Source organism: Kosakonia radicincitans DSM 16656 (genome assembly GCF_000280495.2).
Classification (GTDB): Bacteria; Pseudomonadota; Gammaproteobacteria; order Enterobacterales; family Enterobacteriaceae; genus Kosakonia; species Kosakonia radicincitans.
In genome coordinates this window covers 354368-369490 of record NZ_CP018016.1, presented here as the reverse complement: position 1 = coordinate 369490, position 15123 = coordinate 354368, and the positions used below count along the sequence as shown (strand labels likewise).

The following is a 15123-nucleotide window of genomic DNA, read 5'->3' as shown; positions in this document are numbered from 1 at the left end:
AGTGCTAAGTAAAATGAAAAAATTGACCATTGGTTTAATTGGTAATCCTAATTCCGGCAAGACGACATTATTCAATCAGTTAACGGGAGCGCGCCAGCGGGTGGGAAACTGGTCTGGCGTAACGGTAGAGCGCAAAGAGGGCTTTTTCACCACAACCGATCACCAGGTTACGCTGGTTGACCTGCCTGGCACCTATTCGCTGACCACCATTTCGGCGCAAACATCGCTGGATGAGCAGATTGCCTGTCACTACATTTTGAGTGGCGATGCCGATCTGCTGATCAACGTGGTGGATGCTTCGAACCTTGAACGCAATCTTTATCTGACACTCCAACTGCTGGAACTGGGCGTACCATGCATCATCGCGCTCAACATGCTGGATATCGCTGAAAAACAAAAAGTGCGCATCGATGTAGATGCCCTTTCAGCCCGCCTTGGCTGCCCGGTTATCCCGCTGGTATCCACACGTGGTCGCGGTATTGAAGCGCTGAAGCTGGCGGTGGATCGTCATCGCGCCAATGACAATATCGAACTGGTGCATTACGCCCAACCGCTTTCCCGTGAAGCCGACGCGCTGGCCGCGCAGATGCCGGAGGAGCTTCCGCAACAGCAGCGCCGCTGGATGGGTCTGCAAATACTCGAGGGTGATATCTACAGCCGCGCGAACTCGGGCATCAACAACCAGCAATTCGACGCTGCACTCTCCCGTCTGAAAGACGGGATGGACGATCCGGCGCTGCATATTGCCGATGCGCGTTACCAGTCGATTGCCGCCATCTGCGACACCGTCAGCAACACGTTAACGGCCGAGCCGAGCCAGTTTACCGCCGCCGTTGACCGCATTGTGATCAACCGCTTTTTGGGTCTGCCGATCTTTCTGTTTGTCATGTATCTGATGTTTCTGTTCGCCATCAACATTGGTGGTGCGTTCCAGCCGATCTTCGACGCCGGTTCAGTGGCGATTTTTATCCATGGCATTCAGTGGCTGGGTGCCACGCTGCACTTTCCGGAATGGCTGACAATCTTCCTTGCTCAGGGGCTCGGCGGCGGGGTGAATACCGTACTGCCGCTGGTGCCGCAGCTTGGCATGATGTACCTGTTTATGTCGTTCCTTGAAGATTCCGGCTATATGGCGCGCGCGGCCTTTGTGATGGACCGGCTGATGCAATCGCTGGGGCTGCCAGGAAAATCCTTTGTGCCGCTGATTGTTGGTTTCGGCTGCAACGTGCCGTCAGTGATGGGCGCCCGTACGCTGGATGCCCCGCGTGAACGGTTAATTACTATCATGATGGCGCCGTTTATGTCCTGCGGCGCACGTCTGGCCATTTTCGCTGTCTTCTCGGCGGCTTTTTTCGGCCAGCATGGTGCGATCACCGTCTTCTCACTCTACGTGCTGGGGATTGTAATGGCGATCCTCACCGGGCTGATGTTGAAATTTACCCTGCTGCGCGGTGAAGCCTCGCCGTTCGTGATGGAGCTTCCGGTCTATCACGTACCGCATCTGAAAAGCCTGCTGCTGCAAACCTGGCAGCGCCTGAAAGGCTTTGTGATCCGCGCGGGTAAAGTCATCATCATCGTCAGCATTTTCCTCAGCGCAATGAACAGTTTCTCGCTGGATGGCCGGACGGTACATAAAATCGATGAATCTGCGCTGGCGTCGATCAGCCGGGTATTTACACCGCTGCTGGAGCCGATTGGCGTGCATGGCGATCACTGGCAGGCCACTGTCGGCCTGGTCACTGGCGCGATGGCGAAAGAAGTGGTGGTGGGTACACTGAATACGCTCTATACCGCCGAAAATATTGAGCAAGCTGGCTTTAATCCGGCGGAATTCAGCCTGAGCGACGAGCTGATTGCCGCGCTGGAAGACACCGTGAAAAGCGTGCGCGATACCTTCAGCCTGAGCGTGCTGGCCAACCCAATCGAAGCCAGTAAAGGCGACGGTGAAATGGCGACGGGTACGATGGGCGTAATGAGCCAGAAATTCGGCAGCGCGGCCGCCGCCTATAGCTACCTGATTTTCGTCCTGCTCTACGTGCCGTGCATTACCGCGATGGGCGCAATCGCCCGCGAATCGAGCCGCGGCTGGATGGGATTCTCGGTGCTGTGGGGGCTGAATATCGCCTACTCACTGGCAACGTTGTTCTATCAAAGTGTCACCTTTAACCAGCATCCACTCTACAGCCTGACCTGCATTCTGGCGGTTCTCCTGTTTAACGTGGTGGTCATTGGCGCGCTGCGCCGGGCCAGAAGCCGGGTGGATATCAGTACGCTGGCTACACGTAAAACTGTCGCCAGTTGCTGTGACAGCCCGGCGGGCGACTGCCATTAAGGAGTGAAGCGATGGCATCATTACTTGAGATTCGCGATCTGCTGGCGCTTCGGGGAAGAATGGATGCGCAGCAGTTGAGCAGCACGCTGCGCACGCCCAGAGCGATGATTGATGCCATGCTGGGTCGCATGGAAGCGATGGGTAAAGTGATGCGTGTTCAGGAAGATGCTACCGGTTGTTTAACCGGTAGCTGTAAACAGTGTCCGGAAGGGAAAAGCGCCTGCCAGCAGGAGTGGTGGACGCTGTGCTGAAGGCCCGATAAGCAGCTCACTACCGGGCTGCTTTCACAGCTTCGCTTTTAATGCCAGCAGGGTTTCGCAGAATTCAACCGGATGCGAGATAAAAGGCGCATGCGCTGCTTTTGCAAACACAATCGATTCGCTTGCAGGCCACATCTCATCCAGCACCGGCACGATTTTGCGCGGCACCAGCCCATCGAGCCGCCCGTAGAGGCGTAAAAACGGCAGCGTCAGCGATGATAATGCTTCGCGCAAATCCGCTGTCTTCAGGATCTCCAGCCCGCCGTTCAGCACCTCAGCAGAAGGCATTTCCAGCGACAACACTGCGTTTTTTAGCTGACGCGCGTCCTGCCTTGCGGTTTCCGTTCCCAGCGTTTGCAGCGCGAGAAAACGCTCGACGGTACGCTGAAAATCTTCACTCAACTGATGCTGAAAACCGGCCAGCACTTCGGGTTTAATGCCCGCCCATTCGCCCTGTGCGCTGAAGCACGGCGAGGAAGCAACCGTCACCAGCGCGCTTACACGCTCGGGTGCCTTCAACGCCACGCGGCTGGCCACCAGCCCGCCAAGGCTCCAGCCCAGCCAAATCGCCCGTTCCGGCGCCTGTGCCAGAACAATATCAACCATCTGCCCAAGCGACAAAGGGCTAAATCCCGTACTTCTGCCGTAGCCCGGCAAATCGACCAGATGCAGCGTAAAATGCGCACTCAGTTCCGGAGTTATGCAATCCCATACCTGGGCATTCAGTCCCCAGCCGTGCAACAGCACAAGATGACAATCGCCTTCACCTTTGGTTTGCCACCAGATGTCTTTCATCCGCTATCGTTCTCTTTCTTCACACAAGGAGGTGGAACATGCTAACAGTGCCGGGCTTGTGCTGGCTATGCCGAATGCCGTTAATGCTCAGCCACTGGGGAATCTGTTCGGGCTGCGCCCGCGCGATGCAAACGCAGGGAAAAGTTTGCCCTTTGTGCGGTTTACCTGCTGCCCATGAAAATGTGCCCTGCGGCCGTTGTCTGCAAAAACCGCCGCCCTGGCAACGGCTCATCTCTGTGGGTGGCTACGCCCCGCCGCTCAGTACGCTGGTACAGCAGTTTAAATTTCATCCTCGCCCGGAGCTTGCCAGCGCACTGGCGCGGCTATTGCTGCTCAGGGTGATACAGCGCGGTAAACGTCCGTTACCGGACCTGCTCCTCAGCGTTCCGCTGCATGCCCGACGCCAGTGGCGGCGCGGGTTTAATCAAAGCGATTTGCTGTGCCGACCGCTGGCGCGCTGGCTGTCGTGCCGCTATTCGCGCGTGGCGCTTAAGCGTCTGCGGGCAACGCCGGTGCAGCATCATTTAAGCGCCAGGCTGCGCAGGCAGAACCTGAAAAATGCTTTTCGCCTTGAATTGCCAATAGCCGGGCTCCATATCGTTCTGGTGGATGATGTCGTCACGACCGGCAGTACTGTTGCGGAGATCTCCCGGCTGCTTTTGCGCAGCGGCGCAGCGACTGTTCAGGTCTGGTGCCTGTGTCGAACCTTGTAGACCCTCGATGATGGGCGTATTATAACCAAGTAAAATAGTCAACTATTAGGCCATTGCTATGATCCGTATTTCCGACGCTGCCCAGGCGCACTTTTCCAAACTGCTGGCAAATCAGGAAGAAGGGACACAAATTCGCGTATTTGTGATTAACCCTGGCACGCCAAACGCTGAATGCGGCGTCTCTTATTGTCCGCCAGATGCAGTTGAAGCGACCGATACCGCGCTGAAATTTGAACAACTGGTTGCCTATGTCGATGAACTGAGCGCACCGTATCTGGAAGATGCGGAAATTGATTTTGTAACCGATCAATTAGGTTCTCAGCTCACGCTGAAAGCGCCAAACGCTAAAATGCGTAAAGTTTCCGACGACGCGCCGCTGATGGAGCGCGTTGAGTACCTGCTGCAATCGCAAATCAACCCGCAGCTGGCTGGCCACGGCGGCCGCGTGACGCTGATGGAGATCACCGATGAAGGCTACGCCATTCTGCAATTTGGCGGCGGCTGTAACGGTTGCTCCATGGTCGACGTAACGCTGAAAGAAGGGATCGAGAAGCAACTGCTGACTGAATTCCCGGAACTGAAAGGCGTGCGCGATCTCACTGAGCACCAGCGCGGCGAGCACTCCTACTACTAAGCCTGTTCCGCAGAGCATTGCCCGGTGGCGTAACAGCATGCCGGGCCTGTTTCACCTGCCCGTTTTCATTCCCGGCTGACCCGCCCGTTAATCTCCGGTCATTGTTGTATTCGCAAGATCTTCCCTGCGCCCGCTATCCCTTTTGTGCCTGTCATCTCAAGACGTTACCCGTATCTTTGCGCGCGTTTCCTGCCCTTTAAAGCAAACTAGTTTCCCGGCGTTAATATGACACAGGTCTCAGATCTCACATTTAGATCGGCAGGGTGATTCTCTTTTCACAGATGTTACCCGTATCATTCCAGCCAGCACCAACAAGATAAAAACATCCGACTACAATTTTTAGCAATGGATGTCCAGCCGTAATGGTGCCGCAGTTCGCCCTTCCCGGTTCGGGAGCTTTTAGCGGCTGCCAAGAAACACTGACGTTACCCATAACAAATTAAAGGCCAGGTAAATCATGCCATTAGTCATTGTCGCTATCGGTGTTGTCCTCTTACTCCTGTTAATGATCCGTTTCAAACTCAACGGATTTATCGCTCTGATTCTGGTGGCGCTCGCCGTCGGGATGATGCAGGGCATGCCACTGGATGCCGTTATCAAATCGATTAAAGCGGGCGTGGGCGGTACGTTGGGCAGTCTTGCGCTGATCATGGGCTTTGGCGCCATGCTCGGCAAACTGCTGGCAGACTGCGGCGGCGCACAGCGCATCGCCACTACGCTTATCGAAAAGTTCGGTCGTAAACATATTCAATGGGCCGTTGTGCTGACCGGTTTCACCGTCGGTTTCGCGCTGTTCTATGAAGTCGGTTTCGTGCTGTTGCTGCCGCTGGTATTTACTATCGCCGCCTCTGCACGCATTCCGCTGCTGTATGTTGGCGTACCGATGGCGGCAGCCCTCTCTGTGACACACGGCTTCCTGCCGCCGCACCCGGGCCCGACAGCTATCGCCACCATCTTCCACGCGGATATGGGTAAAACACTGCTGTACGGTACGCTGCTCGGTATTCCGACCGTGATCCTCGCAGGCCCGGTCTATGCGCGTTTCCTGAAAAGCATTGATAAGCCGATCCCGGAAGGTCTTTACAACTCCAAAACCTTTACCGAAGAAGAGATGCCAGGTTTCGGCGTCAGCGTCTGGACTTCCCTGGTGCCAGTGATTCTGATGGCGCTGCGCGCGGTCGCGGAAATGCTGCTGCCGAAAGGCCATGCGATTCTGCCTTATGCAGAGTTCTTCGGCGACCCGGTAATGGCAACCATGATCGCGGTACTGATTGCGGTGTTCACTTTCGGTCTGAACCGCGGCCGTTCTATGGATGACATCAATGACACGCTGACTTCATCCATCAAAATCATCGCCATGATGCTGTTGATCATCGGCGGCGGCGGCGCATTCAAACAGGTGCTGGTTGATAGCGGCGTGGATAAATACATCGCTTCCATGATGCATGCCACTAACCTCTCTCCACTGTTTATGGCCTGGTCGATTGCTGCGGTACTGCGTATTGCGCTGGGTTCCGCAACCGTTGCGGCGATTACCGCAGGCGGTATTGCCGCGCCGCTGATTGCCACCACCGGCGTCAGCCCGGAACTAATGGTGATTGCCGTTGGCTCCGGTAGCGTGATTTTCTCTCACGTTAACGATCCGGGCTTCTGGCTGTTCAAAGAGTATTTCAACCTGACCATCGGTGAGACCATGCGTTCATGGTCGGCACTGGAAACCATTATCTCGGTGTGCGGCCTGGTGGGTTGTCTGCTGCTGGGAATGGTGGTCTGATTTTCAATTGCCCGGTGGCGCTAACGCTTACAGGACAACAAAAAGCCCGGATATCCGGGCTTTTTTATTAACGTTTTCTTCCGGCTTTGCGCCGACGGTCGAGATCTTTAATCAGCTTGTTAACCTTCTCATCACTAAACATCGCTTCCAGCGACACCGACAGCTTACGTCGCCAGTTTTTGTACTGATAACTGGTGCCCGGAATGTTCACCGGCCCCGGCATGTCCAGCCAGTCTTCCGGCTGCAACCCCAGTAATGCGCTGTTGCTGTCGGCAATATAGCGTTGCATACCGCGATTGAGGATCGCTGTCATCGGCATGCGCGACGCTTTATGACCAGCGCGTTTCGGCAGGCAACCGTGCTGATGCAGCGCATCCAGCAGCCCCTGCTTCGCCCGCTCGCGATCCTGATACAAACCGCGCAGTACCTCTTCGTCGGGATATAACCCCAGCGTTTTGCCGAGGGTTAAATCGCCGCTCTCCCAGTAACCGCGCAGGGTCGGAAGATCGTGCGTCGTCGCTACCGCCATCGACTGCTGCGGCCAGGCCTGCGGCGCGCGGAAGTTTTTCTGATGATCGTTTTCGAAGTAGAGCACTTTGTAGGAGTAGACGCCGCTGCTGCGCAGCTTGCCGACAATCTCTACCGGTACAGTTCCCAGATCTTCGCCAATCACCATGCACTGATGCCGCTGGCTTTCCAGCGCCAGAATGGCCAGCAGGTCATCCACCGGATACTGCACGTAAGCGCCGTGATCCGCCGTTTCGCCGTACGGGATCCACCACAGACGCAGCATCGACATAACATGGTCGATACGTAACGCGCCGCAGCTGGTCATATTGGCACGCAGCAGATCGATAAATGGCGCATAGGCGCGCGCCCGCATCACGTGCGGATCCATGGGCGGCAGCCCCCAATTTTGCCCGAGCGGCCCCAGAATATCCGGCGGCGCGCCGACGGAAGCTTTCAGACAGTACAACTCGCGATCGCACCAGGTTTCTGCGCCACCTTCCGCCACACCGACCGCCAGGTCGCGGTAGAGGCCGATGGGCATCCCATTGTACTGGCTGGTTTCCCAGCACTCAGCAAACTGGGTGTAAGCCAGCCACTGCAACCAGAGATAAAAATCGACCTCGTCAGCATGCGCCTTGCAGAAGGCTTTCACCTGCGGGCTGCGGGTAGATTGATACCCTTCCGGCCATACCGGCCAGCCCCAGCGCAGCGCATCTTCTTTCATCTGATTCGCATGCAGCGCGTCAAATGCAGCCTGCCAGTAGAGGCTTTCACCCTGCTGCTCAACAAAGCGGCGGAAAGCGGCTTGCTGCGCGTCATCGTCCGCACGCTGGCGGAAACGCCGCCATGCAAGGCTCAGCGCCGCCAGCTTCAGCGCCGTCACCGAGGCGTAATCCACCCACTCCGCATCGCGCGCGGCGCGCAAGGTTTGTTGAGTAGTGGGAAGTTGCCACCACGCCTGCGCCTCTTCGCTGTCGCGGAAATCCGCCACTGCGTTAACGTCGATGTAGATAATATTCAGCCAGCGCCGTGATGAAGGGCTATAGGGGCTGGCGCTCTCCGGATTTGCCGGGTAGAGCGCGTGGATCGGGTTGAGGCCAATAAATGCCCCGCCGCGCTGCGCCACATCGCCGAGCATCTTTTTCAGGTCGCCGAAATCCCCTATCCCCCAGTTATCATTTGAACGCAGGGTGTAGAGCTGCACACAGGCGCCCCACAACTTTTTTCCTTCCAGCAGAGCCTGAGGTTCATAGCAGCGGGCAGGCGCGATGATCAACCGGCACTGCCAGCGCTGCTTCTGCTGTTCCAGCGTCAGCATGTGATAGCCCAGCGCCAGACCGCCTGGCAACGGCAGATTTTCTCCGCCGTTTACCTGACCCTGGTACTGCTTGCCAGCTTCTGTGACCAGTTGCCACTGGAAACTCCCTTTGCCTGCCACCGGCAACGTTTTCTTTTTGCCGTGAATAAACACCTGCACGGCAGGAACCGGCGGTACGCTGAGCGCCGTTGCGTTTGCGGCGTGCATTGCCGCCAGCAAACGCTGTTTTGTCTGCGCCGTAATGGACTGCGGTTTACCGTGCGCATTGATGTAGTTTGGGCTGATCCCCGCCGCCAGTGCGGCCTGTTCCAGACGTTTACTCTCCATCGCGCTTCCTTAGCGTTTTGCCTGCCAGATGCGGGTTTGATAATCGCGGATTGAGCGGTCAGAACTAAACATACCGCAGCGCGCCGTGTTCAGGATCGCCGCACGGGTCCAGGCTTCCTGGTCGCGATAGAGCACATCCACCTGCTTTTGCGCCTCCACATAGGCCGCAAAGTCCGCCAGCACCAGATAAGGATCTCCCCCCTGTTTGCCAATGCTGTGCAGCATCTGGTCAAAAGCATGTTTATCCCCGTCGCTGTACTTCCCGCTTTCAAGCTCCTTCAGCACCGCATCCAGCAGCTTGTCTTTTTTACGCCATTTCAGCGGATCGTAGCCTTTGGCTTTTAGCGCTTTCACCTGCTCCACCGTGTGGCCGAAGATAAAGATATTCTCTTCGCCAACCTGTTCGGCAATTTCAACGTTCGCGCCGTCCAGCGTACCGACCGTCAGCGCGCCATTCAGCGCCAGCTTCATGTTGCCGGTACCGGAAGCTTCTTTGCCCGCCGTGGAGATCTGCTCAGATACATCCGCCGCCGGGATCAGCTTCTCCGCTGCCGAGACACAGTAATCCGGCAGGAATACCACTTTCAGCTTGTCGCCGACCTTCGCATCGTTGTTAATCACTTCCGCCACTTTATTGATGGCAAAGATAATGTTTTTCGCAAGGTAGTAGCCCGGCGCAGCTTTGGCGCCAAACAGGAAGACACGCGGCACGCGGTCGGCTTTCGGGTTTTCGCGAATTTCTTTGTACAGGGCGAGAATGTGCAGCAGCCCCAGATGCTGACGTTTGTATTCATGCAGACGTTTGATCTGGATATCGAATAACGCCTGCGGATTGATCTCAATACCGGTACGGGCTTTGACAAACGCCGCCAGTCGCACTTTGTTCTGCTGTTTAATCTCGCGATACTGCTTGCGGAATGCCGCGTCGTCGGCGTACTTCTCCAGATTGATCAACTGATCGAGATCGTTGGCCCACTCTTTTTTCAACGTCTTGTCGAGCAGCGCGGCCAGTAGCGGGTTGCACTGTTTGATCCAGCGACGCGGCGTGATGCCATTGGTGACGTTATGGAATTTGCCCGGCCAGAGCTGGTGATATTCCGGGAACAGATCCTTGACCACCAGATCCGAATGCAGCGCCGCCACGCCGTTAACCGCAAATCCGCCCACCACGCAAAGGTTCGCCATGCGTACTTGTTTGTGATGCACCACCGCCAGTTTTGCCCATACTGCGTCGTCGCCCGGCCAGGTTTTCTCGACCAGCAGCTTAAATTTGTCGTTGATCTGTTTGATGATTTGCATGTGCCGCGGCAGTAGCGCTTTGACTAACGTTTCATCCCAGCACTCCAGCGCTTCCGGCATCAGCGTATGGTTGGTATAGGCAAACGTCCGGCTGGTGATCGCCCAGGCATCGTCCCAGCTTAGCTGGTGTTCATCGAGCAGCACGCGCAGCAGTTCCGGAATGGCGATAGTCGGGTGCGTGTCGTTAAGCTGGATCACTTCGAAATCCGGCAACTGCGCCAGTTTGCGGCCTGCCAGATGGTGACGACGCAGAATATCGGCAATTGAACAGGCGCACTGGAAGTATTGCTGCATCAAACGCAGCTTTTTCCCGGCCTGGTGGTTGTCGTTCGGGTAGAGTACTTTCGTCAGCTTTTCCGCGTCGATCCCGGTTTGCTCGGCGCGCAAAAAATCACCGTCGTTGAATTTGGTCAGATTAAAGGGATGAGCATGTGTTGCCTGCCATAAACGCAGCGGCTGCGTCACGCCGTTACGGTAGCCAATAACCGGTAAATCCCAGGCTTCGCCAATCAGCGTAAAAGCGGGCTGCCACTGTCCGGATTTGCTCACTTTGCCGCCAATCCCCACTTGCACATCTAACTGCTCGTTATGGCTGAACCACGGGTAGCTGCGGCGATGCCAGTCGTCCGGGGCTTCATGCTGTTGCCCATCAACAAAAGACTGGCGGAACAGGCCGTACTGATAATTCAGGCCGTAGCCGGTCGCCGACTGGCCAACCGTCGCCATCGAGTCAAGGAAACAGGCCGCCAGACGCCCCAGACCGCCGTTACCCAGCGCCGGATCGATCTCCTCTTCCAGCAGGTCGGTCAGGTTGATGTTGTGTTCCTGCAATACCGCGCCAACATCCTGATACCAGCCCAGGTTCAACAGGTTATTGCCCGTCAGGCGGCCAATCAGAAATTCCATTGAGATATAGTTAACGTGGCGCTGCCCTTTCGCCGCTTTCGGCGCGGGCTGCGCCGCCAGCAGTTCTGCCAGCGCACCGCTCACCGCTTGCCACCACTGTCGGGTTGTCATGTCACCGGCAACCTGAATCCCTAAACGCTGCTGCTGGCGCGTGAGCGCCGCTGCAAATTCCGCTTTATTAAACGTTGGCTTTGACATAAAGAATCCGGGTCCTGTAATGAAGTAAATCGACGTTTGCGTTAGTGTGCCTGGCTCGGTTTATGACTTCCTCATCCTGCCAGGGATTAGCCGGGGAGGAGCAGCGGGGATGAGCAAAAAGTGTGATCGCCGCCACCTAAAGGTAGCGTTTTTTTCGCACGTTATTCAATCAAATTGACTGGAAATTGTTCAGTAAAAATGAAATATCGTTTCGGAGGAAATTAATTTTAGTAACGCGTTAAAAGCAGAAAAAATAATATTCACTGCACTATCACTAATCAATTTTTGCTATTTGTGCGTTTTGTCTGATATGCCGGTTAATAATGCGAACAAACCCTTACTACATGTATAGCTATTAAGCCTTCTGCCATGCGCAGCGCGCCAGCCGTGCCCCGGCTATTTTTCCCCTTTTTTGTCCTTAACTATTCATGAAATAAATAGAAATGTGACATAGTGCAAATTCACAATCGTTAGATCTGGACATAACTTGCAATATTTCTTCATCTGACCGACCTTATTAGTATTAATTACGAAGCGCAAAAAAAATCACCCCCTCCGTTTTCGCACAGTGAAGTGATAACTATGTTGATTCCGTCAAAATTAAGTCGCCCGGTTCGTCTCGACCACACCGTGGTTCGGGAACGCCTGCTGGCTAAACTTTCCGGCGCTAACAATTATCGCCTTGCGCTGGTGACCAGCCCTGCGGGTTACGGAAAAACCACGCTCATTTCGCAATGGGCAGCCGGAAAAAATGATGTCGGCTGGTTCTCTCTGGATGAAGGTGATAACCAGCAGGAACGTTTTGCCAGCTACTTTATCGCTGCGGTTCAGCAGGCGACGGGCGGGCATTGCGCCCGCAGCGAGGCGATGGCGCAAAAACGCCAGTACGCCAGCCTGCCGTCACTCTTTTCCCAGTTGTTCGTTGAATTGATGGAGTGGCAACGTCCGCTGTTTCTGGTCATCGACGATTATCATCTGATCACCAACCCGGTGATCCATGATGCAATGCGGTTCTTTTTACGCCATCAGCCGGAAAACCTGACGCTGATTGTGCTGTCACGTAATTTGCCGCAGTTAGGTATAGCCAACCTGCGCGTACGTGAACAACTGCTGGAAGTGGGTAGCCAGCAACTCGCCTTTACCCATCAGGAAGCAAAACAATTTTTTGACTGCCGCCTGACCTCGCCGATTGAAGCAGCGGAAAGCAGCCGCCTGTGCGACGACGTTGCCGGCTGGGCGACAGCGCTGCAGCTTATCGCCCTCTCCGCTCGGCAAAACCACAGCGCACCGCATCAGTCCGCACGCCGCCTTTCCGGCATTAATGCCAGCCATCTCTCCGATTATCTGGTGGATGAAGTGCTGGATAATGTCGATATCGACACGCGTAAGTTCCTGCTGAAAAGCGCCCTGCTGCGCTCGATGAACGACGCGCTGATCGTCCGCGTGACCGGTGAAGAGAATGGGCAAATGCGGCTCGAAGAGATTGAGCGTCAGGGGCTGTTTTTACAACGTATGGACGATTCCGGCGAATGGTTCAGCTACCACCCGCTGTTCGGCAATTTCCTGCGCCAGCGATGTCAGTGGGAACTGGCAACCGAGCTGCCGGATATTCACCGCGCCGCAGCGGAAAGCTGGATGGCGCAAGGCTTCCCCAGTGAAGCCATTCATCACGCGCTGGCGGCCGGAGACGGCATTATGCTGCGCGATATTCTGCTGCATCACGCCTGGGGTTTGTTTAATCACAGCGAGCTGAGCGTGCTGGAAGAGTCGCTGAAAGCGCTGCCGTGGGAAAGCCTGCTGGAGAATCCACGTCTGGTACTGTTGCAGGCCTGGCTGATGCAAAGCCAGCATCGCTACAGCGAAGTGAATACGCTGCTGGCACGCGCCGAGCAGGAGATGACCACACAAATGGACGCCTCGTTGCACGGTGATTTCAACGCCCTGCGCGCCCAGGTAGCGATTAATGATGGCGATCCGGTGGAAGCAGAGCGGCTGGCGATGGTGGCGCTCGACGAGTTGCCGCTGGCGAACTATTACAGCCGTATCGTGGCGACCTCTGTTCATGGTGAAGTGCTGCACTGCAAAGGCGAACTGACCAGTTCGCTGTCGGTGATGCAGCAAACTGAACAGATGGCGCGTCGTCACGATGTCTGGCACTACGCGCTGTGGAGCTTGATCCAGCAAAGCGAAATCCTGTTCGCGCAGGGGTTTCTGCAGGCGGCCTGGGAGACACAGGAAAAAGCCTTTACGCTGATCCGCGAGCAGCACCTTGAGCAACTGCCGATGCATGAATTTTTGCTGCGCATTCGCGCCCAGTTACTGTGGGCGTGGGCGCGGCTTGATGAGTCCGAAGCGGCGGCGCGCCAGGGGATGGAAGTGCTCTCTGCCATGCAGCCGCAGCAGCAGTTGCAATGTCTGGCGCTGCTGGTGCAAAACTCGCTGGCACGCGGCGATCTGGATAATGCCCGCAGCCATTTGAACCGCCTGGAGAATCTGCTCGGCAACGGTCAATACCACAGCGACTGGGTGTCGAATGCCGATAAAGTACGGGTGATCTACTGGCAGATGACCGGCGACAAAAAGGCCGCCGCGCAGTGGCTGCGCCTGACGCCAAAACCGGAGTTTGCCAATAACCATTTCCTGCAGAGCCAGTGGCGCAACATCGCCCGTGCGCAGATCCTGCTGGGCGAGTTTGATCCCGCAGAGATGGTGCTGGAAGAGTTAAATGAAAACGCGCGCAGCCTGCGTTTGATGAGCGACATCAACCGCAATTTGTTGCTGCTCAACCAGCTTTACTGGCAGGCCGGGCGCAAAAACGACGCGCAGCGCGTGCTGCTGGAAGCGCTGCAACTGGCTAACCGCACCGGATTTATCAGTCATTTTGTGATTGAAGGCGAAGCGATGGCGCAGCAGTTGCGCCAGTTGATCCAGTTGAATACGCTGCCGGAGCTCGAACAGCATCGCGCCCAGCGTATTTTGCGCGACATCAACCAGCATCACCGGCATAAGTTTGCGCATTTCGATGAGAATTTCGTCGAACGCCTACTGACGCACCCGGATGTGCCGGAGCTTATCCGCACCAGCCCGCTGACCCAGCGCGAGTGGCAGGTGCTGGGGCTGATCTACTCTGGCTACAGCAATGAACAGATTGCAGGCGAGCTGGATGTTGCCGCGACGACCATTAAAACTCACATCCGCAATCTTTATCAGAAACTGGGCGTCGCCCATCGTCAGGATGCCGTGCAACACGCACAGCGGCTGCTAAAAATGATGGGCTACGGCGTGTAATTAGCACAGCTCCAGTTGCACATTGTTGTGGTTGATCACCTGTAATACCCCGGCAGGCGGCATGGCATCGGTATACACCGCATCCACAAGGCCAATGCTGCCCATATTCACCATCGCGTTACGGCCAAATTTCGAGTGATCCACCACCAGCATGACGTGACGCGAGTTTTCAATGATCGCGCGTTTGGTGCGCACTTCGTGGTAGTCGAACTCCAGCAGCGAGCCGTCCGCATCAATCCCGCTAATACCGAGGATGCCGAAATCGAGGCGGAACTGAGAGATAAAATCGAGGGTCGCCTCACCAACAATGCCGCCGTCGCGGCTGCGCAGTTCGCCGCCCGCGAGGATCACGCGGAAATCCTCTTTCTTCATCAGAGTATTCGCGACGTTCAGGTTGTTGGTCACAATGCGCAGATCGCTGTGTTCCAGCAGCGCATGGGCGACGGCTTCCGGCGTGGTGCCAATATCGATAAACAGTGTTGCACCGTTCGGGATCTGTTCTGCTACCTTGCGGGCAATGCGCTCTTTTTCCGCCGTCAGCGTTGATTTGCGATCGTGCCAGGAGGTGTTCACCGAACTCGAAGGCAGCGCCGCGCCGCCGTGGTGACGCAAGATTTTGTTTTGATCCGCGAGGTCATTCAGATCGCGGCGAATGGTCTGCGGGCTGACGGAAAATTGTTCAACCAGCTCTTCGGTACTGACATATCCTTGTTGTTTAACCAGTTCAATAATCGCGTCATGACGCTGTGTTTGTTTCATGAAATGTCCC

The 15123-nt window shown here is 55.9% G+C and carries 10 protein-coding genes; 6 read left to right on the top strand and 4 right to left on the bottom strand.

Annotated elements, in window-relative coordinates; genetic code table 11:
* The first annotated feature begins 13 nt into the window (after window positions 1-13).
* The gene (gene feoB / locus Y71_RS01685; RefSeq protein WP_007369737.1) at window positions 14-2332 is read left to right on the top strand and encodes a Fe(2+) transporter permease subunit FeoB; all 2319 of its coding nucleotides are present in this window, start codon (window positions 14-16) and stop codon (window positions 2330-2332) included.
* 11 nt (window positions 2333-2343) lie between these two features.
* Window positions 2344-2583 (top strand): [Fe-S]-dependent transcriptional repressor FeoC, encoded by a 240-nt coding sequence (feoC, locus tag Y71_RS01680; RefSeq protein ID WP_007369736.1) that lies wholly within the window; start codon window positions 2344-2346, stop codon window positions 2581-2583.
* Window positions 2584-2616: 33 nt separating this feature from the next.
* On the opposite strand, the gene bioH is transcribed toward feoC, so the two are convergent.
* Window positions 2617-3387, bottom strand: a complete 771-nt coding sequence (gene bioH / locus Y71_RS01675; RefSeq protein ID WP_007369735.1) for a pimeloyl-ACP methyl ester esterase BioH — start codon at window positions 3385-3387, stop codon at window positions 2617-2619.
* Window positions 3388-3425: 38 nt separating this feature from the next.
* Between bioH and gntX the strand changes: the two genes are divergently transcribed.
* From gntX to gntT, 3 genes are all read left to right on the top strand, one after another.
* Entirely contained in the window at window positions 3426-4100 is a 675-nt protein-coding gene (gene gntX / locus Y71_RS01670; RefSeq protein WP_035941996.1) for a DNA utilization protein GntX, read from the top strand.
* A gap of 58 nt (window positions 4101-4158) precedes the next feature.
* A complete protein-coding gene (nfuA, locus tag Y71_RS01665) occupies window positions 4159-4734 on the top strand; it encodes a Fe-S biogenesis protein NfuA (RefSeq protein WP_007369733.1) in 576 nt (191 codons plus the stop codon).
* Window positions 4735-5191: 457 nt separating this feature from the next.
* Complete coding sequence (gene gntT / locus Y71_RS01660) at window positions 5192-6508, top strand: gluconate transporter (RefSeq protein WP_007369732.1); 1317 nt, start codon at window positions 5192-5194, stop codon at window positions 6506-6508.
* A gap of 67 nt (window positions 6509-6575) precedes the next feature.
* On the opposite strand, the gene malQ is transcribed toward gntT, so the two are convergent.
* Together malQ and malP are read right to left on the bottom strand one after the other, a co-directional pair.
* Window positions 6576-8663, bottom strand: coding sequence for a 4-alpha-glucanotransferase (malQ, locus tag Y71_RS01655; RefSeq protein ID WP_007369731.1), 2088 nt, complete (start codon window positions 8661-8663; stop codon window positions 6576-6578).
* A gap of 9 nt (window positions 8664-8672) precedes the next feature.
* Window positions 8673-11066: a maltodextrin phosphorylase gene (malP, locus tag Y71_RS01650; RefSeq protein ID WP_007369730.1), complete on the bottom strand. Its 2394-nt coding sequence runs from the start codon at window positions 11064-11066 to the stop codon at window positions 8673-8675.
* A 582-nt stretch (window positions 11067-11648) separates the two neighbouring features.
* On the opposite strand from malP, the gene malT reads away from it, so the two are divergent.
* Window positions 11649-14354, top strand: coding sequence for an HTH-type transcriptional regulator MalT (gene malT, locus Y71_RS01645; protein WP_007369729.1), 2706 nt, complete (start codon window positions 11649-11651; stop codon window positions 14352-14354).
* Here malT and Y71_RS01640 read toward each other — a convergent pair whose 3' ends face one another.
* Window positions 14355-15113 (bottom strand): DeoR/GlpR family transcriptional regulator, encoded by a 759-nt coding sequence (locus Y71_RS01640; RefSeq protein ID WP_007369728.1) that lies wholly within the window; start codon window positions 15111-15113, stop codon window positions 14355-14357.
* Window positions 15114-15123: the final 10 nt, after the last annotated feature.

Bases quoted from the DNA above. Each gene is read 5' to 3' on its own strand.
- gntT (WP_007369732.1), top strand. From the start codon at position 5,192: ATGCCATTAGTCATTGTCGCTATCGGTGTTGTCCTCTTACTCCTGTTA.
- malQ (WP_007369731.1), bottom strand. From the start codon at position 8,663: ATGGAGAGTAAACGTCTGGAACAGGCCGCACTGGCGGCGGGGATCAGC.
- feoC (WP_007369736.1), top strand. From the start codon at position 2,344: ATGGCATCATTACTTGAGATTCGCGATCTGCTGGCGCTTCGGGGAAGA.
- malT (WP_007369729.1), top strand. From the start codon at position 11,649: ATGTTGATTCCGTCAAAATTAAGTCGCCCGGTTCGTCTCGACCACACC.
- nfuA (WP_007369733.1), top strand. From the start codon at position 4,159: ATGATCCGTATTTCCGACGCTGCCCAGGCGCACTTTTCCAAACTGCTG.
- Y71_RS01640 (WP_007369728.1), bottom strand. From the start codon at position 15,113: ATGAAACAAACACAGCGTCATGACGCGATTATTGAACTGGTTAAACAA.
- malP (WP_007369730.1), bottom strand. From the start codon at position 11,066: ATGTCAAAGCCAACGTTTAATAAAGCGGAATTTGCAGCGGCGCTCACG.
- gntX (WP_035941996.1), top strand. From the start codon at position 3,426: ATGCTAACAGTGCCGGGCTTGTGCTGGCTATGCCGAATGCCGTTAATG.
- bioH (WP_007369735.1), bottom strand. From the start codon at position 3,387: ATGAAAGACATCTGGTGGCAAACCAAAGGTGAAGGCGATTGTCATCTT.
- feoB (WP_007369737.1), top strand. From the start codon at position 14: ATGAAAAAATTGACCATTGGTTTAATTGGTAATCCTAATTCCGGCAAG.